The sequence below is a fragment of the Microbacterium oxydans genome (assembly GCF_900095745.1).
Taxonomy (GTDB): domain Bacteria; phylum Actinomycetota; class Actinomycetes; order Actinomycetales; family Microbacteriaceae; genus Microbacterium; species Microbacterium oxydans_B.
In genome coordinates this window covers 80756-101927 of the sequence record NZ_FMIR01000019.1, presented here as the reverse complement: position 1 = coordinate 101927, position 21172 = coordinate 80756, and the positions used below count along the sequence as shown (strand labels likewise).

21 protein-coding genes and 2 tRNA genes are annotated in these 21172 nt (G+C 67.6%); 10 read left to right on the top strand and 13 right to left on the bottom strand.

Features of this window, described 5'->3' with window-relative positions:
* Positions 1-182 precede the first annotated feature (182 nt).
* A complete protein-coding gene (locus tag BQ2383_RS19465; protein WP_208617684.1) occupies positions 183-680 on the bottom strand; it encodes a DUF6993 domain-containing protein in 498 nt (165 codons plus the stop codon).
* Positions 681-767: 87 nt separating this feature from the next.
* Positions 768-1283, bottom strand: coding sequence for a single-stranded DNA-binding protein (locus BQ2383_RS16005; RefSeq protein ID WP_244176033.1), 516 nt, complete (start codon positions 1281-1283; stop codon positions 768-770).
* Between the two features lie 208 nt (positions 1284-1491).
* On the opposite strand from BQ2383_RS16005, the gene BQ2383_RS16000 reads away from it, so the two are divergent.
* Positions 1492-1761, top strand: a complete 270-nt coding sequence (locus BQ2383_RS16000; protein WP_091036188.1) for a hypothetical protein — start codon at positions 1492-1494, stop codon at positions 1759-1761.
* Between the two features lie 80 nt (positions 1762-1841).
* Here the strand turns inward: BQ2383_RS16000 and BQ2383_RS15995 are convergent.
* A tRNA-Arg gene (locus tag BQ2383_RS15995) sits at positions 1842-1914 on the bottom strand.
* 87 nt (positions 1915-2001) lie between these two features.
* Here BQ2383_RS15995 and orn point away from each other — a divergent pair.
* The 6 genes from orn to BQ2383_RS15965 all read left to right on the top strand — a co-directional run bounded on the left by orn (position 2002) and on the right by BQ2383_RS15965 (position 4636).
* Positions 2002-2628, top strand: coding sequence for an oligoribonuclease (gene orn / locus BQ2383_RS15990; RefSeq protein WP_091036184.1), 627 nt, complete (start codon positions 2002-2004; stop codon positions 2626-2628).
* A gap of 36 nt (positions 2629-2664) precedes the next feature.
* A tRNA-His gene (locus BQ2383_RS15985) sits at positions 2665-2737 on the top strand.
* 90 nt (positions 2738-2827) lie between these two features.
* Positions 2828-3457, top strand: a complete 630-nt coding sequence (locus BQ2383_RS15980) for a LysE family transporter (RefSeq protein ID WP_208617701.1) — start codon at positions 2828-2830, stop codon at positions 3455-3457.
* Positions 3458-3495: 38 nt separating this feature from the next.
* Positions 3496-3843: a metallopeptidase family protein gene (locus tag BQ2383_RS15975; RefSeq protein ID WP_091036179.1), complete on the top strand. Its 348-nt coding sequence runs from the start codon at positions 3496-3498 to the stop codon at positions 3841-3843.
* Positions 3840-4136: an ATP-dependent Clp protease adapter ClpS gene (gene clpS, locus BQ2383_RS15970; RefSeq protein ID WP_091036177.1), complete on the top strand. Its 297-nt coding sequence runs from the start codon at positions 3840-3842 to the stop codon at positions 4134-4136. The genes BQ2383_RS15975 and clpS overlap by 4 nt, the downstream gene beginning before the upstream one ends.
* Positions 4133-4636, top strand: a complete 504-nt coding sequence (locus tag BQ2383_RS15965; protein WP_091036175.1) for a DUF2017 family protein — start codon at positions 4133-4135, stop codon at positions 4634-4636. The genes clpS and BQ2383_RS15965 overlap by 4 nt, the downstream gene beginning before the upstream one ends.
* A gap of 5 nt (positions 4637-4641) precedes the next feature.
* Here the strand turns inward: BQ2383_RS15965 and BQ2383_RS15960 are convergent, their stop codons facing one another.
* Genes BQ2383_RS15960 through gatC form a run of 6 tightly spaced genes read right to left on the bottom strand, consistent with a single transcriptional unit; the run spans position 4642 to position 10193 of the window.
* Positions 4642-5223, bottom strand: a complete 582-nt coding sequence (locus BQ2383_RS15960; RefSeq protein WP_091036172.1) for a hypothetical protein — start codon at positions 5221-5223, stop codon at positions 4642-4644.
* Positions 5207-5524, bottom strand: coding sequence for a hypothetical protein (locus BQ2383_RS15955; protein ID WP_091037593.1), 318 nt, complete (start codon positions 5522-5524; stop codon positions 5207-5209). Before BQ2383_RS15955 ends, BQ2383_RS15960 begins: the two co-directional genes overlap by 17 nt.
* 37 nt (positions 5525-5561) lie before the next feature.
* Positions 5562-6818: a DNA polymerase IV gene (gene dinB / locus BQ2383_RS15950; RefSeq protein WP_091036170.1), complete on the bottom strand. Its 1257-nt coding sequence runs from the start codon at positions 6816-6818 to the stop codon at positions 5562-5564.
* 47 nt (positions 6819-6865) lie between these two features.
* Complete coding sequence (gene gatB, locus BQ2383_RS15945) at positions 6866-8380, bottom strand: Asp-tRNA(Asn)/Glu-tRNA(Gln) amidotransferase subunit GatB (protein WP_091036168.1); 1515 nt, start codon at positions 8378-8380, stop codon at positions 6866-6868.
* Positions 8380-9897, bottom strand: coding sequence for an Asp-tRNA(Asn)/Glu-tRNA(Gln) amidotransferase subunit GatA (gene gatA, locus BQ2383_RS15940; RefSeq protein WP_091036165.1), 1518 nt, complete (start codon positions 9895-9897; stop codon positions 8380-8382). The genes gatB and gatA overlap by 1 nt, the downstream gene beginning before the upstream one ends.
* Entirely contained in the window at positions 9894-10193 is a 300-nt protein-coding gene (gene gatC / locus BQ2383_RS15935) for an Asp-tRNA(Asn)/Glu-tRNA(Gln) amidotransferase subunit GatC (RefSeq protein ID WP_028501947.1), read from the bottom strand. Before gatC ends, gatA begins: the two co-directional genes overlap by 4 nt.
* A 67-nt stretch (positions 10194-10260) precedes the next feature.
* Here gatC and BQ2383_RS15930 point away from each other — a divergent pair, with 67 nt between their 5' ends.
* Together BQ2383_RS15930 and BQ2383_RS15925 are read left to right on the top strand one after the other, a co-directional pair.
* The gene (locus BQ2383_RS15930) at positions 10261-11961 is read left to right on the top strand and encodes a long-chain-fatty-acid--CoA ligase (protein ID WP_091036163.1); all 1701 of its coding nucleotides are present in this window, start codon (positions 10261-10263) and stop codon (positions 11959-11961) included.
* A gap of 47 nt (positions 11962-12008) precedes the next feature.
* Complete coding sequence (locus BQ2383_RS15925) at positions 12009-13853, top strand: DEAD/DEAH box helicase (RefSeq protein WP_432206348.1); 1845 nt, start codon at positions 12009-12011, stop codon at positions 13851-13853.
* A 23-nt stretch (positions 13854-13876) separates the two neighbouring features.
* Here the strand turns inward: BQ2383_RS15925 and BQ2383_RS15920 are convergent, their stop codons facing one another.
* The 4 genes from BQ2383_RS15920 to BQ2383_RS15905 are packed head-to-tail and all read right to left on the bottom strand — an operon-like array spanning position 13877 to position 18995.
* Positions 13877-14344 carry a hypothetical protein gene (locus BQ2383_RS15920; protein ID WP_091036158.1) on the bottom strand — a complete coding sequence of 156 codons (468 nt, stop codon included), beginning with the start codon at positions 14342-14344 and terminating at the stop codon, positions 13877-13879.
* Positions 14341-16674: an NAD-dependent DNA ligase LigA gene (gene ligA / locus BQ2383_RS15915; protein ID WP_091036155.1), complete on the bottom strand. Its 2334-nt coding sequence runs from the start codon at positions 16672-16674 to the stop codon at positions 14341-14343. The genes BQ2383_RS15920 and ligA overlap by 4 nt, the downstream gene beginning before the upstream one ends.
* Before the next feature lie 38 nt (positions 16675-16712).
* Entirely contained in the window at positions 16713-17810 is a 1098-nt protein-coding gene (gene mnmA / locus BQ2383_RS15910; protein ID WP_091036152.1) for a tRNA 2-thiouridine(34) synthase MnmA, read from the bottom strand.
* A gap of 9 nt (positions 17811-17819) precedes the next feature.
* The gene (locus BQ2383_RS15905; protein WP_091036150.1) at positions 17820-18995 is read right to left on the bottom strand and encodes a cysteine desulfurase family protein; all 1176 of its coding nucleotides are present in this window, start codon (positions 18993-18995) and stop codon (positions 17820-17822) included.
* A 100-nt stretch (positions 18996-19095) separates the two neighbouring features.
* Between BQ2383_RS15905 and glgX the strand changes: the two genes are divergently transcribed.
* Entirely contained in the window at positions 19096-21168 is a 2073-nt protein-coding gene (glgX, locus tag BQ2383_RS15900) for a glycogen debranching protein GlgX (protein ID WP_091036148.1), read from the top strand.
* Positions 21169-21172 lie beyond the last annotated feature (4 nt).

Here is a 21172-nt window from a genome sequence, read left to right as displayed (position 1 = left end):
CTAAGACTACCTCCGGGGTCGGCGGTCAGACGATTCCCCGGCGCCTGGGTTGGGCTCTGCCGTCTGCGGGGCTCCACGGTCGTCCGAGGTCAGCTTCGCACGTCGGTGCACTGCCGAGCCATCACACTGCCCGCAATCACCGCATCAGCGGATGGCAGATGTACTACCGGCCCCTTGGCGTGTCACCAGTCGATCGGACGTGTGGTCCCGACGAGGCAGCGCCCTTCGGCGAGTTGCGGCATCACGACTGTGACGACACGTCCGGTGGACGGGCCCACCTGGCCGACGAGGCATTCGCTGTCGCCCCAGCGCACGGAGAACTGCAGGCTCTCCGCAGGGTTGCCGACCGTCGATTGATCCTGCGTTACCTGCATCGCGCTTCGATCGAATCCTGCCGTGACCAGAGCATCGATGTACGCCCGCCCGGCCCCCCGCTGATCCGTTGCCCAGACGCGTTCGGCTACCGCGGTGAAGAACGGGAGGTTCTCCTCGGCGGTGCCGTCGGGTACGAGTGTCGGTTCCGCGGGAGTCGTCGTCCCGGGCGTCGGCGACGCCACAGCCGTGGGTGAGGCAGACGGGCCTGGCGTCGGTGCGCAGGCGGAAAGCAGCAGGAGCGCGGCGATGGAAGCCACGAGGGCAGCGGCCGCGCGCGGCGACGAGAGGACCGAACGACGAAGCACACGCCGAGTCTACGTGGCCTGGCAATCCGGCCCTGCGCGCCGCCGGCGCCCCGCACACCTGGATCGAGCACGGGGCCGGGACGACCGTCAGGACATGGCGCCCGCGCTCGAGGCAGGCGCAGCCCACGACAGGTCCAGCGGCTCGGAATCATGCAGGACCTGCTCCGACCCGGAGTCATCGTCCACCGATTCCTCTGGGCTGCTGCCCTCTGCATTCGGCGTCGCGGAGGGTCCGGCCGCGGCCGGACGCGACTGCGGCCGATAAGCCGTCGTGCCCCACCGCAGGTCATGCCCGATGGTGTCCGCATCGATGTCGACGCTCGTGCCGTGCTTGCCGTTGCTCTCCCAGTTGCGGATCTTCAGCCGCCCGGTGACGATCACGCTGTCGCCGGTTCGCAACGATGCCTTGGCGTTCTCGCCGAGGTTCCGGAACGCAGCCACCGAGAACCAGTTGGTCCCGGCATCCGTCCACTCCTGCGTGGCGGGGTCGAAACGACGGTGGGTACTCGCGAGACGGAAGTTCGTGACGGGCACGCCTCCCCCGGTCTGACTCTGAGTCGGATCTGTGGCGACTCTTCCCACGATGGTGACCATGTCGATCATGTGCTGTCCTTTCGTCGACCGGAGCGGCGCTCGTCCGGATCGCCCCAGCCTGGCCCGCACCGCACCCGGCCACCGACCTGGAACGCACGAAGCGTGGACAGTTCTCGCGACCGCCTTTCGGTGCAGAAAGAGCAGATCACAGCGCGTGTCGCGACGGACAGCGAATGTCGGTGGTCGGTCATAGCTTCGAATCACGAAAGGAGTTCCGATGTCTGAAAGCTTGACCACCTCTCTCCCCGACGTCCCCTATGCGACGCCCCGGCTCTCTTCTCCCCGCGAGCATCTCGTCCGCGCCGCGGATCACCTCTGGCGGGTGCAGGACCGACGGGAACATGTCCTCGGCCACCTGCGCATCGTCTCCGACCCGCTCGGAGTCCGCTATCGTGCCGAGCGCCTGCACCTCGCAACCGGGGTCTTTCGCGTCGTCGGAGAATTCTGGCGTGTGGATGACGCGGTCGCCGCGCTTCGATACTGCTGAGGTCAACAGGCCCGCTCCCCGCCGATCGATCCACTCGTCGCGAAGAAATCGAGTGCCGTCCGGCGCGGATCGGATGAAGGTGCCCCCGGCAGGATTCGAACCTGCGACCAAGAGATTAGAAGGCTCCTGCTCTATCCCCTGAGCTACGGAGGCGCACCCTTCTAGAGTATCGCGGACCCACCAGTGCGCGCGGAACGGCATCCCGACCGGCGATGTCGGGGCCGTCGATAGGATGGCGGCATGGTATCTGCGTCCGAGAACGACCGCCTCGTATGGATCGACTGCGAGATGACGGGCCTCGATCTCGCGGTCGATGAGCTCGTGGAGATCGCTGTCGTCATCACCGATTTCGAGCTCAACCCCATCGATCCGGGTTTCCAGGTGGTGATCCGCCCCGGCGCTGCGGCACTCGATCACATGAACGATTTCGTCACGAAGATGCACGAGACCTCCGGACTCATCCAGGAGATCCCCAACGGCATCTCCCTCGAAGAGGCGGAGGCGCAGACGGTCGCGTACATCAAGCGCTTCGTGCCCCTCGAACGCAAGGCGCCCCTCGCCGGCAACACGATCGGCACCGACAGGATGTTCCTTGCGAAGTACATGCCGCAGGTGGACCAGTGGCTGCACTACCGGAACGTCGACGTCTCGAGCATCAAGGAGCTCTCACGGCGGTGGTACCCGCGCGTCTTTTTCCAGGCACCGACGAAAGACGGCGGACACCGAGCGCTGGCCGACATCCTGGAGTCGATCCGCGAACTCCGCTACTACCGCGAAGCCGTCTTCGTCGACGAGCCCGGCCCCTCGAGCGATGAGGCGCGCGAGATCGCCGCCCGCACGGTGTCCGAGTTCACTCCGAACATGTAATAGACTCGTATGGTTGCCTGCTCCGGCGGGCACATGGTGGGTATAGCTCAGCTGGTAGAGCGCTGGCTTGTGGTGCCGGATGTCGCGGGTTCGAGTCCCGTTACTCACCCTCAGGAAGAAGGCCTGAACCGCATGGTTCGGGCCTTCTTCGCGTCTCCGTGGCAACGGGCCGACCGCACAGAAGCCATAGACTCACATGGTGTCGCTCGCGGTCTGGTTCTCTCTGCTCACCGCATCGGTGGTCATCAGCTTCACCCCGGGAGCAGGCGCCATCAATACGATGTCGAATGCGCTGAACCAGGGGTGGAAGCGCTCGATCTGGGGAATCATCGGGCAGCAGATCGCTTTGATCGTGCACGTGGCTATCGTCGCCGCCGGGGTCGGTCTTCTCGTCTCGCGCTCGGAGTTCCTGTTCAACGCCATCCGGTACGCCGGGGCGGCCTATCTCGTGTTCCTCGGCATTCGTCTGATCCTCACGAAACCCGTAGGCGCCCTGGATGACGCGCCGGTGCCGATCGACTCGCGTGAGAGTCACTGGTCCATGATCCGCCGAGGATTCTGGGTCAATCTCCTCAACCCCAAGGCGATCGTGTTCTTCCTGGCGTTCATCCCGCAGTTCATCCGACTCGACGAGCCTCCTGTGCCGCAGTACCTCACGCTGATCGCCACGGTGATCGTGGTCGATGTGATCGTCATGTGGGGGTTCTTCGCGGCTGCCGCCCGCCCGTTCCGGCGACTCACCAGATCCGTGCGAGGCCAACGCATCCTCAACCTGGTGTTCGGCGTACTGTTCATCGCCGTGGCCGGCGTGCTCGTCCTTCTGCACTGATCCGGCGCCGGGGCCTGCGCGCCTCTAGGCTGGACAGGATGGACATGGATGCCGCGGCCTTCGAAGAACTGGTGATCGACGAGCTCGATCTCCTGCCCGATGACATGGTCGAGGGCCTGGAGAACGTCGTGTTCGTCGTGGAGGACCGACCCGAGGACGGCAGCCTGGATCTGCTCGGCCTGTACGACGGTCTGGCGCTCACCGAGCGCACGCAATACGGGATGGGCGAACTTCCGGACCGGATCGTCCTCTACCGTGAGCCGCATCTCGCCCAGTGCGAGACCGAGCACGAGCTCCGTGACGAGATCCATACGACCCTGGTTCACGAGATCGCTCACTTCTACGGCATCGATGATGAGCAGCTCCACGAGATGGGCTGGGCATGACGGCGCCGTCGGCACACCCCGAACTCGACGAGATCACAGACCTCAGCGCAGCACCGCTCGAGCCCTGGCAGGTCGTGGTGTGGAACGACCCCGTGAACCTCATGAGTTACGTGGTCCGCGTGTTCCGGACGTACTTCGGGTACTCGCTCGACCATGCCACCGCTCTGATGCTCGCCGTACACCACGACGGACACGCGATCGTCGCCACCGGCCCGCGCGAGACCATGGAAGTACATGCGCAGGCCATGCACGACTTCGGGCTCTGGGCCACCGTCAGGAAGGCGCCGCTGTGAGCGACGACATCATCGTGATGCCCATCACCGTGATCGAGGAGTTCCACCTCGCCCGGCTCGTCGAAGACTTCATCGAACTCGTCAGAGAGTCACGGGGCACGGGTGATCCGGCCATCGACCGGCTGACGCCGAATCCCTATCCGGAAGACTCGGACGCCGCGGCCGAGTTCGCCGATGCCGCGCGGGATGATCTCCTCGATCGTCGTCTCGCCGACGCGCGCAGGGTCCGCGCGGCTTTGGATGAGTACCCCGCGGGCATCGACGCGCTCACCGAAGAAGATGCGCTCGAAGTGAGAGAGATCCTCATCACCCTCGAGAGCCTCGACTCCTGGCTTCGAACCCTCACCGCGATCCGTCTCGTCATCGCCACGAGACTCGGGATCACATCTGACGACGAGACCGGCGAGGACGGCCGCCACGACGTCTACGAATGGGTCGGCTATCGACTGGAACTGATCATCCAAGCCGCCGATGAGGCAGAATCCGCCCCGAACGTCTGACCGACCTACGGAACCTCGACGATCCGCGTGGCCAGAGCGCGAGGGTCGTCCCGATCGATGTGGCGGCGTTCCTGAGCAGCCCAGCGGTCCCAGTGCGGACGGTACGTGTCGCCGTCACGATTCAGCGCGCGGGTCTTCCGCGACTCCTCCGCGGATTCCACCCAGATCCTGACATCGGCGAGACCGGCTGTCGCTGGCCGCAGGATTCCGCTGCCCTCGATGATGACGCCGAGGGCCGGGTCGACCGCGTGGCTCTCGGCCTCGGTCTCCGCCTCCCAGTCCCAGCGACGCCACGTGCCGAGGTATCCGCGACCGTGCGGACGCAGGATCCACTCGAGCGCGCGTTCAGCTCCGTCGTCGAGCCCGTCCCAGCCGGGGTATATCGAGTCGAGCGCGACGAGCTGCACGGGACCGAGCACCGGCCAGCGCCGCACGAGTCGTGCGGCAAGGGAGGACTTGCCTGCACCGCTGCCGCCGTCGATCAGGACGACAGGATTTGCGGCCGCCAGCGCGCGGACGTCCTGTTCGATCAGGGTCGCAGCGCGCTCCAGGGCCGTCGCGACGGGATCTTCACTTCGTGAGGGCACGGATGATGCGCACGAGAGCCCGCCCGGTGACCCAGACGAACGGCACTGCCACGAGGAGAAGCGTGACGATGTTGGGCTCGAAACGGAGACCCTCTTCTCGCCGGACATAGACCCCGACAGGAACGGAAACACCGCCCCCTCCCCCGCCTTCGGCCCCGTCTCCGCTGCCACCGCCGAATCCGGAGTACGTGAATGCGACAGGAGTGATGCTGACCCCGTCGACGTCCTGAGGTTCTCCGTACGCGCTCTTCACGCCGAAGGACGCTGCTTGCTTTCCGAGTTCCAGTGCGATGTTCGGCATGTCTCCACGGTAGCCGAGGAACAGGGCGCGCGTGAGATCAATCCAGGCCATGCGCCTTCGGGTGTTGCGCAGCGCCTCGGCCATCGGCGCGCCCGATGTGTCGCGCGCGGCTGATCGTCGCGGAGCCGAACCGTGCCACGGCCTCGTCGACCGCTCCCTCGACCTTGCGCCAACCCTCATCGTCGTCCCAGAGCCCGAGGCCGCCACCGCCGGCTGGGCGGAGGTTCTCCGCTCGGACGCCGACGAGCCGCACGGGGTCCCTCCGATCGATCTGCTCGAACAGCGTCTGGGCGGCCTCGCCGATCCGTTGACCGACCGCGGTGGGCTCGCTCAGGGTCACGGAGCGACTCAGGGTGCGGAAGTCATCGAATCGGATCTTGATCGCGACAGTTGCCGTCTCCCAGTCGGCACGCCGCAGCCTCGCGGCGACGCGATCAGCGAGGCGCAGGAGCTCCGCACGGAGAAACTCCCGATCCCGGATGTCCGTGTCGAATGTCTCCTCATGACCGATGCTCTTCTCCACGCGCTCGGTGTCGACGGCACGCGGATCCTGTCCCATCGCGAGCTCGGTGAGACGCCCACTCAGGGCGGGGCCGACTGCACGCTCGATCATCTCTCGTGGCGCCTCGCGAACATCCTGCACCGTGCGGATGCCCCGCGCCTCGAGCGCCTCCGCTGCCTTCGGCCCAACGCCCCACATCGCACGAACCGGTCTCGGCGCGAGGAAGTCGAGCGTGTCCTGGGCGGCGACGACGAGCATGCCGTCGGGCTTAGAGATCGTCGACGCCATCTTCGCCACATGCTTCGTCGCCGCCACGCCCACGCTGCAGGTGATGCCGACCTCGTCGAGCACTCGTTGCCGGATCAACTCCGCGATGCGCGAGGGGCTCCCCCAGAGACGGCGCACTCCCTGCACATCGAGGAATGCCTCGTCGACCGACAGCGGCTCGACGAGCGGTGTGAACGACTCGAAGATCGCCATCACCTGCCGAGAGACCTCCTGATATCGGTGGAAGTGCGGCGGCACGATGCGGGCCGAAGGACACAGTCGGAGCGCTTGCGACACGGGCATCGCGGCACGGACCCCGTAGCGACGGGCCTCGTAGGAAGCGCTCGACACGACGGAGCGGCCATCCGGTGCCCCGATGATGAGCGGCAGACCACGGAGGGAGGGGTCATCGAGCACCTCGACGGCGGCATAGAACGCATCCATGTCGACATGGAGGATGCGCGTCCCGGTGTCGTCGGCGTCGGCGGACGAGACGATCCGCCCTCTGCCGTCACCGTGTCCCATACGACCATTCTCCCCCGGGCCTCGGACACGAAGCCCGGGGTGGCACGCTACTGTGCAGCGCGCTCGAGAATGAGCTCACGGACCCGGGCGGCGTCCGCCTGGCCCTTCATCGCCTTCATGACGGCACCGATCACGGCGCCGGCAGCCTGCACCTTGCCGTCCTTGATCTTCGCCATCACATCGGGCTGCGCGGCCAGTGCCTCATCGATCGCGGCGATCAACGCGCCGTCGTCCGAAACGACCGCGAGCCCGCGGGCGTCGACGACTTCCTGCGGCGTGCCCTCGCCGGAGATGACACCTTCGAGCACCTGACGAGCGAGCTTGTCGGTGAGCGTTCCCGCATCGACGAGCTTCTGCAGCGCGGCGACGTTCTCCGGGCTGATCAGGTGGGTCGCTTCCTTCTCCTGCGTGTTCGCGACGCGGCTGATCTCGCCGGTCCACCACTTACGGGCGGTGGCCGGCGTCGCGCCGGCGGCGATCGTCGCCTCGACGACCTCGAGCAGACCGCCGTTGCGGACGTCCTGGAACTCCAGATCCGTGAAACCCCATTCCGTCATGAGACGACGACGACGCGCGACGGGCTGCTCCGGGAGTGCGGCGCGCAACTCTTCGATCAGCTCGGCGGCCGGTTCGACGGGCAGCAGATCGGGTTCCGGGAAGTAACGGTAGTCGTCGGCGTCCGACTTGGGACGTCCGGGCGAGGTCGTACCGGTGTCCTCGTGCCAGTGCCGCGTCTCCTGCGTGATCGTGCCGCCGTCGGCGAGGATCTGCGCCTGTCGCTGGATCTCGTACTTCACGGCACGCTCGACCGAGCGCATCGAGTTGACGTTCTTCGTCTCCGTACGGGTGCCGAGCTTGTCCGTGCCACGTGGACGCAGCGAGACGTTCGCGTCGCAGCGCAGGTTGCCGCGCTCCAGGCGTGCCTCCGAGATGCCGAGTCCCCGAACGATGTCGCGGATCGCCTGCACGTAGGCCTTGGCGACCTCCGGGGCGCGGTGCTCGGTGCCATAGATGATGTTCGTCACGATCTCGACCAGCGGCACACCGGCACGGTTGTAGTCGACCAGCGAGTACTCCGCGCCCTGGATGCGCCCGGTCGCTCCGCCCATGTGAGTGAGCTTGCCGGCGTCCTCCTCCATGTGCGCGCGCTCGATCGGGATCGTGATGAGCGTGCCGTCCTCGAGCTCCACCTCGACGGAGCCCTCGTACGCGATGGGCTCGTCGAACTGCGAGATCTGATAGTTCTTGCCGAGGTCCGGGTAGAAGTAGTTCTTGCGGGCGAACCGGCTCGACTCGGCGATCGAGCAGCCGAGCGCGAGGCCGAGGCTGATCGACGAGCGGATCGCGGTCTCGTTGACGACCGGAAGAGAGCCGGGAAGGCCGAGATCGACCGGCGCGATCAGAGTGTTCGGCTCGGCGGCGTGATACGCCTCGTTCGCCGGGTTCGGCGCGTCGGAGAACATCTTCGTGTTGGTGTTCAGCTCGACGTGCACCTCGAAACCGAGGACGGGCTCGAACAGCTCGAGCGCCTTGTCGAAGTCCATGAGCTTGGCGGTGGCCATCAGCGGTTCCCTCCTGCGAGCTGCGGGGCACGGGTGAGCAGCGGCGCACCCCATGAGTCGACGAGCAGCGTCTCGAGAGCGGCGCCGACCTTGTAGAGACGCGCATCCTCGCGTGCCGGCGCGATGAACTGGATACCGACGGGCAGCCCGTCGTCGTCCGCCAAGCCGCTCGGGATGGAGATGCCGGGGACCCCGGCGAGGTTCACCGGGATCGTCGTGATGTCGTTGAGGTACATCTGCAGCGGGTCGTCGATCTTCTCGCCGAGCTTGAACGCCGTGGTGGGCGCCGACGGGGTCGCGATGACGTCGACCTCGGCGAACGCGTTAGCGAAGTCCTGCTGGATGAGCGTGCGGACCTTCTGCGCGCTGCCGTAATACGCGTCGTAGTATCCGGCCGACAGGGCATACGTACCGAGGATGATGCGACGCTTGACCTCGTCGCCGAAGCCGGCATCGCGCGTCGCGGACATGACGTCCTCGACCGTCGGGTTGCCGGCGGGCGTGACCCGCAGGCCGAACCGCACGGAGTCGAACTTCGCCAGGTTGCTCGACGCCTCGGCGGGGAGGATCAGGTAGTACGCGGCGACTCCGTATTCGAAGTGCGGGGCGCCGATCTCGACGATCTCCGCTCCCTGTGCTTCCATGAGCGCGAGAGCGCTCCGGAACGACGCCGCGACCCCGGGCTGGAAACCGCTGTCCGGCAGCTCTCGGATGACGCCGACCTTGAGTCCCTTGAGCACATCTCCGCGTGCACCTTCACGCGCGGCCTGGGCGAACGACGGCCACTCCTCGCGCAGGGACGTCGAGTCCTTCGGGTCGTGGCCGGCGATGGCGTCGTGCAGCAGCCCCGAGTCGAGGACGGTCCGGGAGACCGGACCGACCTGGTCGAGGCTGGACGCGAGGGCGATCGCGCCGTATCGGCTCACGCCGCCGTACGTCGGCTTGACGCCCACCGTTCCCGTGACGTGAGCGGGCTGACGGATCGAGCCACCCGTGTCGGATCCGAGCGCCAGAGGCGCCTCGAAGGCGGCGACTGCAGCGGCGGAGCCGCCGCCGGATCCACCGGGGATGCGATCGAGATCCCACGGGTTGTGCGTGGGGCCGTAAGCCGAGTGCTCGGTGGAGGAACCCATCGCGAATTCGTCCATGTTGGTCTTGCCGAGCGGGATCATGCCCGCGGCGCGCGAACGCGCGACCACGGTGGCGTCATACGGCGAGCGATAGCCTTCCAGGATGCGCGAGCCGCTGGTCGTCGGCTGATCGGTCGTGACGAGCACGTCCTTGATCGCGAGCGGAACACCCGCGAGCGGGCCCAGCTCCTCACCGGCGGCGCGACGGGCATCGATCGCAGCAGCGGCATCGAGTGCGCCCTCGTTGACGTGCAGGAACGCGTGGACGTCGCCGTCAACGGCAGCGATGCGGTCGAGGTGCGCCTGCGTCGCCTCGACGCTCGAGACCTCGCGCGCGGCAAGCTTCGCGGCGAGATCCGCCGCGTCCAGCCGGATGATGTCGCTCACTGCTCTTCTCCCAGGATCGCGGTGACGCGGAAGCGGCCGTCGGCGGCATCCGGAGCGTTCTGCAACACCTGCTCGTGTGTGAGCGTCTCGCCGACCACATCCGGTCGGAAGACATTGCTCAGCGGAATCGGGTGGCTCGTCGCGACGACATCATCTGTCGCGACCTCCGAGACCTTCGCGATGTTGTCGACGATCGCGTCGAGCTGGCCCGTGAGCCGCGACACCTCGTCGTCGTTCAGCTGGATGCGTGCGAGCACACCGAGATGGCGCACGAGTTCAGGGGTGATTTCAGACACCCCTCCAGTCTAGTTGGCGCGTTCCGAACTCCCCTGCCCCACGAGTCGCTCGACATATGCTGGGCGGGTGAGCACGTTCCAGCCCCCTCGCCCGTGGATCGCCAGCTATGCCGCAGGAGTCCCCGAGGACCTTCCGCCCGTGGACGGCTCGCTCGTCGACATCGTGGCCGCTTCGGCGCGCGACTACCCGGAAGCCCCCGCCCTCCAGTTCTTCGGCCGTGAGACGACATACGCCCAGTTGCAAGCGGCGATCGAGCACGCCGCAGCAGGCCTTCGCGACCTCGGGGTCCGCGCGGGTGACCCGGTAGCCATCGTGCTGCCGAACTGCCCGCAGCACATCGTCGCGTTCTACGCGGTACTCCGCCTCGGCGCCATCGTCGTGGAGCACAACCCGCTCTACACGCCGCGCGAACTCCGCAAGCAGTTCGAGGATCACGGCGCGAAGCACGCGATCGTGTGGAACAAGGTCGTCTCGACGGTGCAGGAGTTCCCGGCGGATCTGGCCGTCACGAACCTCATCTCCGTCGACGTGACTCGTGCCATGCCGTTCCTCACCCGATTCGCGCTCAGGCTCCCTGTCGCGAAGGCCCGTGAATCGCGCGCCGCTCTGACCGACAAGGTCCGCAGCACGGTCGTCTGGGATTCGCTCCTCGCCTCCGCCCCGCTCCCGGCGTCGCATCCGAAGCCGAGCACCGATGACCTCGCGATCATCCAGTACACCTCCGGCACCACGGGAACGCCGAAGGGGGCAGCGCTCACACACCGCAATCTGCTCGCCAACGCCGCGCAGTCCAGGGCGTGGGTGCCCTCGATCCAGCGAGGCAAGGGCTGCGTCGTGTACGCCGTGCTGCCCATGTTCCATGCCTACGGCCTCACGCTGTGCCTTACATTCGCGATGTCGATGGGCGCCCGACTCGTACTGTTCCCCAAATTCGACCCCGACCTCGTGCTCGACGTCGTCAAGAAGCACCCCGCGACGTTCCTTCCGCTTGTTCCCCCCATCGCGGATCGCCTCCTCGCCGCGGCGAAGGAGAAGGGCGTGTCACTCGACGGCATCGAGGTCGCGATCTCCGGCGCCATGGCACTGCCGCATGAGCTGGTCGTCCCCTTCGAGAAGGCCACCCACGGCTACCTCGTCGAGGGCTACGGGCTGAGCGAGTGCTCCCCCGTCCTGATGGCGAACCCGGTCGCGGATAACCGCGTGCCCGGCACGGTCGGGCTTCCCCTGCCCGGGACCGAATGCCGCGTGGTGGATCCGGGGAACCCGAGCCAGGACGTGCCGGACGGATCGGCCGGTGAACTCGTCGTGCGTGGCCCGCAGGTGTTCTCGGGGTACTACGGAAAGCCGGAGGAGACCGAAGCCGTCTTCGTCGACGGCTGGTACCGGACCGGTGACATCGTCACGATCGACGACGCCGGCTTCGTGCGCATCGTCGATCGCATCAAGGAGCTCATCATCACGGGCGGCTTCAACGTCGCTCCCACCGAGGTCGAGAATGCGCTGCGCCAGCATCCACAGGTGGCGGATGCCGCGGTCGTCGGCCTGCCGAGCGAGCACTCCGGAGAGGAGGTCGTCGCGGCCATCGTGGTGGATGCCGGGACCGATGTCGACGTCGAGGCGATCCGCGAGTTCGCCCGCAGTATCCTCACTCCCTACAAGGTCCCGCGCCGTATCTTCGTGGTCGACGAGTTGCCGAAGTCACTGATCGGCAAGGTGCTCCGACGCCAGGTCAAGGAGAAGCTCGTCTCGCTGAACACCGGCGTTTGAGGACGCCCTCACAGGCGCGGAGCGCGCCGGCGCGCTACCCTTGGGAAGTGACCCCTGAAGATGCAGTGCTGACCGACGCCCCCGCGGAATCCCCCGCGACCCCCGGATTCGAGGAGCTCGGCATCACCGGGCCCGTCCTCAAAGCCATCAAGGATCTCGGATACGAGACCCCGTCGCCCATCCAGGCGGCCACCATTCCCACGCTTCTCGCCGGCCGAGACGTCGTCGGGCAGGCGCAGACCGGAACAGGAAAGACCGCCGCTTTCGCGCTTCCCGTTCTCGAACGCCTCGATGTCTCCCAAAAGATCCCGCAGGCTCTCGTGCTGGCACCGACACGCGAACTCGCTCTGCAGGTGTGCGAGGCCTTCGAGTCCTATGCCTCGAAGATGAAGGGCGTCCACGTCCTTCCCGTCTACGGCGGACAGGGCTACGGTGTGCAGTTGTCCGCACTGCGCCGCGGTGTCCACGTGATCGTCGGTACGCCCGGCCGCATCATGGACCACCTCGCCAAGGGCACGCTCGACCTGTCCGAGTTGAAGTATCTGGTACTCGACGAGGCCGACGAGATGCTGAAGATGGGCTTCGCGGAAGACGTGGAGCAGATCCTCGCGCAGACCCCCGAGGAGAAGCAGGTCGCGCTGTTCTCGGCGACCATGCCGCCGCAGATCCGCCGTCTCGCGCAGAAGTACCTGCGTGAGCCGGAAGAGATCAGCATCAAGTCCAAGACCGCCACCGGCACGAACATCACGCAGCGCTACCTCGTGGTCTCGTATGCGCAGAAGGTCGATGCGCTGACCCGCATCCTCGAGGTCGAGAACTTCGACGGCATGATCGTGTTCGTCCGTACCAAGAACGAGACCGAGACGCTGGCCGAGAAGCTGCGTGCCCGCGGATACTCCGCAGCCGCGATCAACGGCGACGTGCCCCAGGTGCAGCGCGAGCGCAGCGTCAACCAGCTCAAGGACGGCAAGCTCGACATCCTCGTCGCGACCGACGTGGCCGCCCGCGGTCTCGACGTCGAGCGCATCAGCCACGTCATCAACTTCGACATCCCCACCGACACCGAGTCCTATGTCCACCGCATCGGCCGCACCGGCCGCGCGGGACGCACCGGCGACGCGATCAGCTTCATCACGCCGCGCGAGCGCTACCTGCTCAAGCACATCGAGAAGGCCACGCGCCAGCAGCCCGCCCAGATGCAGCTGCCGACCACCGATGACGTGAACACCACGCGACTCGCGCGGTTCGACGACGCGATCACCGCCGCGCTGGGCGACACCGCCCGTATCGAGAAGTTCCGCGACGTGATCTCCCACTACGTGCGCAATCACGACGTTCCGGAGGCCGATGTCGCGGCAGCGCTCGCGATCGTCTCGCAGGGCGACACCCCGTTGCTGCTCGACCCCGCCGACGATCGGCTCTCCAAGGCCGTCGAAGCCGACAACCGTCCGCCCCGCGAGGGTGGAGCGCGCGGAACCAGGGACGCTCGTGAACCCCGCACCGAGCGTCGTGGACGTGGCGACTACACCGCATATCGCATCGAGGTGGGCCGCCGTCACCGCGTCGAGCCGCGCCAGATCGTCGGCGCGCTGGCGAACGAGGGCGGTCTCGGCCGTGACGATTTCGGCGTGATCAACATCCGACCTGATTTCTCCACCGTGGAACTGCCGTCCAACCTCAGCCCCACGGTGCTCGAGAAGCTGCGCGACACGCGCATTTCGGGTCGTCTGATCGAGATCAAGCCCGACCGTGGCCCCGGCGCCAGGCGCAGCAGCCCGCGCGAAGGTAGCCACGACGGAGGAGACCGCTTCGAGCGTCGCGACCGCGACGAGCGACCGGCTCGCGACAGCCGCGAAGAGAAGCCGTTCCGCAAGCCCCGCCACAAGAACTGACGCCGCATCGCGCGCGGTTCGGACTATCCCGTTCCGCGCGCGAGCTGCGCCGCGACATCGATCAGCGGCTCCGGGTGCGCCAACAAAGCTCGCTGTTCGGGATTCGCGATGAGGTGCGCGATCAATCGATGCGCACCCGTCACCGTCGGCCGCCAGTACCCGCCGACGTGATGGCGGCTCAGAGGCAGCGTCGTCATCTCGCCATCCACCGTGAGGGTCACCGCTCCATCGTCGGGATCGATGCCGGGGTCGCTCAGCATCGCCGCCGTCAGCGCACCGAGCAGCACCGTTCCGAGGAGTCCGGGCAGCCGAAACCGCGTCGTCGGCACATCGAGAACGATCCCCTCTACGCCGTCCCACGGCACGATCCCGTGACCTTCGGCTCCCTGACGGATGATCACCGCCTGCGGAGTGAGTCGAAGGTGGTGCCGCCCGGGGTCGCCGATCGCCAGAGCCTCCGGGACGACGATCAGAGGCCCGTACCGCTTCACGACCCGTCGCTCGCGGGCGGGAGCGCGGCCGGCCCCTCTGTCACGAGGATGTGGAACTGTGCCGCGTCGAGGACGCGGATGCCGAGATCCTCGGCCTTCGCGAGCTTCGAGCCCGCGCCCGGCCCGGCTGCGACGAAATCGGTCTTCTTCGACACGCTGGAAGCAGCCTTACCGCCCGCGTTGATGATCGCCTCCTGCGCGCCATCGCGGGTGTAGCCGTCGAGCGATCCGGTGGCGACCACCGTGATTCCTTCGAGCACACCGCCGGCAGCCACCGCCGCACCCGGGCCGGGATGGCCGGGTGTCGACCACTGCACACCCGCGTCAGCCCACTGCTGCACGATCTCCTGATGCCAGTCGACCTCGAACCACGCGAGCAGGGAGTCGGCGATGATGCCACCGACGCCCTCGACGGCGGCAAGCTCATCCCGCGATGCGGCACGGATCCCATCGAGAGAGCCGAACCACTGCGCGAGCGCCCGGGCGGCGACGGGGCCGACGTGGCGGATGTTCAGCGACACCAGCAGTCGCCAGAGGTCCTTGGTCTTCGCCTTCTCGAGCTCGGCGAGCAGCGTGAGCGCCTGTGAGGACGGCTGAGGTCCCTCGAGCCCCGACTTCTTCTCGGCTGCGGTGGGGTTGCGTCGGAAGGGTGCGCGCGTCTTGACGATCCCGTCCTCGTCCTCCTTCGGAAGCCCGGTCTCGGAATCCCGCACGAACAATTCGATGGGGACGAGTTCTTCGAGAGTGAGCGCGAACAGCCCGGCCTCGGTCTCGAGCGGGGGCACAGCCGGTGACGTCGGCTGGGTCAGCGCCGCAGCGGTCACCTCGCCGAGCGCTTCCACGTCGAGGGCGCCGCGGGACCCGATGTGCTCGACACGGCCACGGACCTGAGCAGGACACGAACGCGCGTTCGGGCACCGGAGGTCGATATCGCCCTCCTTCATCGCGCGCAGCGGTGTACCGCATTCCGGGCACTCGACCGGCATCACGAACTCCCGCTCGCTGCCGTCGCGCTTTTCGACCACAGGGCCGAGAACCTCAGGGATCACGTCGCCGGCCTTGCGCAGCACGACGGTGTCGCCGATCAGCACGCCCTTGGCCTTGACCACATCCTTGTTGTGCAGCGTGGCCTGGCGGACCACGGAACCGGCGACGTGCGCGGGTGCCATGACGGCGAACGGCGTGGCTCGCCCCGTGCGTCCCACCGATACGACGATGTCGAGGAGCTTGGTCTGGACCTCTTCGGGCGGGTACTTGTAGGCGATGGCCCAGCGGGGTGCTCGGCTCGTCGCGCCGAGTTCGTCGTGCAGTTCGAGCTCGTCGACCTTGACCACGATGCCGTCGAGCTCGTGTTCGATGTCGTGACGGTGCTCGCCGAAGTACTCGACGAAGGACACGACCTCGTCGATCGTCCGGCACACCTTCGTGTGCGGGCTCGTGGGCAGCCCCCACTCGGAGAGCAGGTCGTACACCTCGCTCTGCGCGGCGACAGGAGGGTTCGTCCAGGCGCCGACGCCGTGCACGTAGAGTGCGAGCGACTCGATGCGCAGCAGCCCGGCCTCGAGCTCGAGCCCGTTCTTCTTGTCGATCTGCTGGCGGAGCCCGCCACTGGCGGCGTTGCGCGGATTCGCGAAAGAGGGGAAGCGCCGGGCGGCCGCGGTCTGCGCCTTCTCCTCGTCGAACGCCTTCTTGGCGCCTCCTCGGGCCTCCCAGCGTGCGAGGGCGTCGGCGAAGGCACGGTCGCGGAAGGCGGCCTGCGCGGCGTTGAGGCGCTCGAAGGCAGCGACAGGGATGAACACCTCGCCACGCACTTCGACGATCGCGGGATGCCCCTCGCCGCTCAGGCGTTGCGGGATCTCCGGCAGACGGAGGGCGTTCTCCGTCACGATCTCGCCGACGCGGCCGTCGCCGCGAGTAGCGGCAGAGGTGAGCACGCCGTTCTCGTAGCGGAGGTTGATCGCGAGCCCGTCGATCTTCAGCTCGGTGAGCCACGCCACCTCGCGCCCGGCGGCAGCCTTGGTCTTCGCGGCCCACTCCCGCAGCTCGTCGACGGAGAAGACGTTGTCGAGGCTGAGCATGCGCTCGGCGTGCTCGATCGTCGCAAGGCCGGTCGCCTCGGCCGCTCCGACCATCTGGGTGGGCGAGTCCTGCCCCTGCAGCTCGGGGTGCAGCCGCTCCAACTCTTCGAGCCGATGCATCCACCCGTCGTAGGTGAAGTCATCGACGACCGAGGCGTCGCGGCCGTAGTAGGCCTCTTTGGCCTCGAGGATGCGAGCGGTCAGCTCGTCGGCTTCGGTTCGGGCGTCTTCCAGCGAGATGTTCTCCGGCACCCCGCCAGTCTACGAGCGGGTACCGACACCGGAGGGGTCTACGCGCCGACAGGGACGGCCGACACCGTGGTGTCGATCGTGAACTGCCCGAGCACCCGCGTGCCGACGTAGAGCACGGCGGTCTGTCCCGGCGCGACGCCGTCGAGCGGGACCTCGGGCGTCACCCGGACCCCGTCATCCGAGACGATCGCACGTGCAGCGACCGGCTCGGAGTGCGCGCGGATCTGCACGTGGCACTCGAAGGAGGTCTCCGTCGGCGCGGCCCCGGCCCAGCTGAACCGCTCCCCCGCGATCTCCGCGATCGCGAGAGCCTCCTTGGGCCCGACGACGACGGTGTTCGACACCGGTCGGACTTCGAGCACGAATCGAGGCTTGCCGTCCGCCGCAGGCACACCGAGCTTGAGCCCGCGTCGCTGTCCCACCGTGAAGGAGTGTGCCCCCTCGTGCGATCCGACGACTTCTCCGCTGCGATCGACGATCTCGCCCGTAGCGGTGCCGACCTTCTCGGCGAGCCACCCACGGGTGTCCCCGTCGGGGATGAAGCAGATGTCGTGGCTGTCCGGCTTCTGGGCGACGGTCAGGCCGCGTGCTGCCGCCTCGGCGCGAACGATCGCCTTCGAGGGAGTGGACCCGAGCGGGAAGTAGGTGTGTGCGAGCTGCTCCGCGGTCAGCACGCCGAGGACGTAGGACTGATCCTTGGCATTGTCCGAGGCACGATGCAGCTCCAGTCCGTCGGCACCGTCCACGAGCGTGGCGTAGTGCCCGGTGCACACGGCGTCGAAGCCGAGCTCGATCGCGCGCTCCAGAAGGGCCGCGAACTTGATCTTCTCGTTGCACCGCATGCAGGGGTTGGGCGTGCGTCCGGCCTGGTACTCGGAGATGAAGTCTTCGATGACGTCGTCGCGGAACCGCTCGGAGAAGTCCCACACGTAGAAGGGGATGCCGAGCAGGTCGGCGGCCCGGCGGGCGTCGAGTGCATCCTCGATGGTGCAGCACCCGCGACTGCCCGTGCGGAGCGTTCCACCGGCTCTGGAGAGTGCCAGGTGCACGCCGACCACATCGTGCCCCGCCTCCACGGCTCTGGCTGCCGCGACGGCGGAGTCGACGCCGCCACTCATCGCCGCAAGAATCCGCATGGGAACAGTCTACGAGCGTGCGCCTGTGCCGGCGCCGGATGCTCGTGCATAGGCATCGCCGATCGCGGCGAGCACCGCCTCGACATCAGCGTCCGTCGACGTCCGGCCGAGCGAGAATCGCAGCACGCTGCGCGCATCGCGTTCGCTCCGCCCCATCGCCATCACGACGTGCGACGGCTCGGCGACGCCCGCCTGGCACGCCGATCCGGTCGACGCCGCGACCCCGGCGACGTCGAGGAGGAACAGCAGACTCTCCCCCACCGCACCGGGAAAGAGCACATGCGCGTTGCCCGGCAAGCGGTCCGTCGGATCGCCCAGAAGCTCGGCTTCCGGGACGGCGGAACGTATGCCCGAGATGAGACGGTCGCGCAGTGCGCGCAGTCGCGCCGCCTCCCCCGTCCGCTCGATCTCGGCGAGCTCGAGCGCGGTGGCGAACGCCGCAGCACCCGCGACGTCCTGGGTTCCGGCTCGGAGCCCGCGCTGTTGCGCGCCGCCGCGCAGCAACGCGGTCACGCGGGCCGTGCGTGCAGCGACGAGAACCCCGACGCCGACGGGCGCCGCGATCTTGTGCCCGGCGAGGCTCATGGCCACGAGTCCGACTCCCCCGGCGGCGTCTCCCCTCAGATCGCGGAAAGACAGCGGCACATGTCCGAGGGCCGCCACGGCATCGAGATGCAGTGCCACGCCCGCCGTCGCGGCGGTGATGGACAGCCCCTCGGCGTCGTTGATCGTGCCCGCCTCATTGTTCGCGACGAGCGCGGTGGCGAGAGCGGCGCCCGAAAGCCGCTGAGCGAACTGCTCCGGCGCGATCCGCGCCTGTGCGGTCACCGGCACCCGGCGAAGATCGGCGCCATCTTCCACGAGCGCGGCCACGGTGTCCATGGTGGCGTGGTGCTCGGCCTCGGGCATGACGATCGCGGTCGTGCCGGCGGGGCGTGCCCGCCACAGTCCCTGCAGTGCCAGGTTGATCGACTCGGTGCCCCCCGAGGTGAACACGATCTCGATCGGGTCGGCGTCGAGCACCGCGGCGACCCGCTCGCGGGACTCCTCGAGCAGGCGGCGGGCGTCCTGGCCGGCGCCGTGCGTGGACGATGCGTTGCCGACGGTCTCCGTGGCGGCCAGCCAGGCGTCGCGCGCTTCGGGGCGCAGAGGCGTGGTCGCCGCATGGTCGAGATAGTGCCGCATCCTTCAATTCTCTCGCGAAACCCACCCTGCCGGGTCTTCGTCCGTGGAACCCGGTCCGCCCTGACATGAGACTGCAACACATCGCGCCTAGTGTGTACTCATGCCCGCGTCCCGAGACATCACCGTGCCCGGCGGCACCACCCTCGACAACCTCGGCGTCCGTCTGCACGACGGCGTCGGCACCCTGCGCGTCTGGTCGCAGAACGCCTCGTCGATCGAGCTGGTCGTGTTCGATGCCACCGACCTGGACTGGGCGACCGACGAGGTTCCGCTCGAACGGCTGGCCGGAGGAATCTGGGAGATCACCACGGAGCTGCTGCAGCCCGGCGTCCGCTATGCCGTACGCGTCGGCGGACCCCACGGCCCCGGGAACACCTTCAACCCGGAGACGCTGCTGCTGGACCCGTACGCGCGCGGTCTCGCCCAGGGCGACGGATACGAGGAGTGGCGTTCGGTCGTCATCGTCGACGGCTTCGACTGGGGCGACTCCCGGAAGCCGCGTATCCCCCTCGACCGCACGGTGATCTACGAGGGGCATCTCAAGGGACTCACCAAGCGTCACCCCGATGTGCCGCCCGCCCTGCACGGCACCTATGCGGGCCTCGCCCATCCCGCGATGATCGAGTACTTCCACTCGCTGGGCATCACCTCCATCGAGTTGCTCCCCGTGCACGCCTTCGTGCCGGAGCCGCGACTTCTCGAACGCGGACTCACCAACTACTGGGGCTACAACACGCTGAACTTCTTCACCCCGCACACCGCCTACGCGACCGAGGACGCGCGCAAAGACGGGCCGGAGGCCGTCCTCGCCGAGTTCAAGGGAATGGTGCGGCTGCTGCACGAGGCCGGGCTCGAAGTGATCCTCGACGTCGTCTACAACCACACCTCCGAGGAGGGCATCGGCGGTCCCCGCTCGAGCCTGCGCGGCATCGACAACGCCAGCTACTACCGGCAGGACGAGTCCGGCGTCTACGTCGATACCACCGGGTGCGGCAACACGCTCGACACGTCGACCGACGCCGGGGCCAGACTCGTTCTCGACTCCCTCCGCTACTGGGCGCAGGAGATGCAGATCGACGGTTTCCGCTTCGACCTCGCCACGGCGATCGCCCGCGACGGCGCCCACACCTACACGCCTGAGCATCCGCTCCTGCAGGCCATCGCGGACGATCCGATCCTCGCCGACACCAAGCTCATCGCCGAGCCCTGGGATGTCGGCCTCGGCGGGTGGCAGACGGGTAACTTCCCGTCGGGATGGCACGAGTGGAACGACCGCTACCGCGACCGCGTCCGCAACTTCTGGCTCAGCGACATCGACTATGCCCGCCGGGCCTCCGCCCCGGTGGGCATCGGCGGGTTCGCGACCCGACTCGCCGGATCCTCGAACACGTTCAGCGAAGACCGGGGTCCGCTCGCCAGCGTGAACTTCGTCACGGCGCACGACGGCTTCACTCTGCACGACCTCGTCTCTTACGACGTCAAGCACAATGAGGCGAACGGCGAGCAGAACCGCGATGGTGCCGACATGAACCGCGCGTTCAACCACGGTGTCGAGGGCCCGACCGACGACCCGACGATCCTCGCCGCGCGACGCAAGGCCATGCGCAACCTTCTCGGGACGCTGCTCCTCTCGGCCGGGATCCCGATGCTCACCGCAGGTGACGAGGTCGGACGCACTCAGCGCGGCAACAACAACGCCTACGCTCAGGACTCCGCTCTCACCTGGCTCGCATGGGATTTCGAACCCTGGCAGGACGACCTCCGTGCACATGTCGCCCGCCTGATCCGATTGCGGCAGGAGAACCCGGCGCTGCGCCCCAGCCGCTACGCGCGGCTCGGTGAGCACATCCCGAACGCCTCGGTCATGGACTGGTACGACCAGAACGGCGAGACGATGGAGCAGGGGCAGTGGGCAGACCCCGGGAACAGGACGCTCCAGTACGTCGCCGCGTCCACCCCCGACACAGAGGCCGAGAACCGCATCCTGCTCATCGTGCACGGAACGGAATCCCCCATCGACGTGCGTCTGCCCGACGAGATCGAAGGCGCGGTCCGCTTCGTGTCCCTGTGGTCGAGCGCTCGGGAGCGCCCTTCCGACGAGGGGGAGGTCTTCGCGCCCGGCGATGTGCTACCGGTGTCCGGGACGTCGATGAGGCTGTTCCGCGTCGAATGAGCCC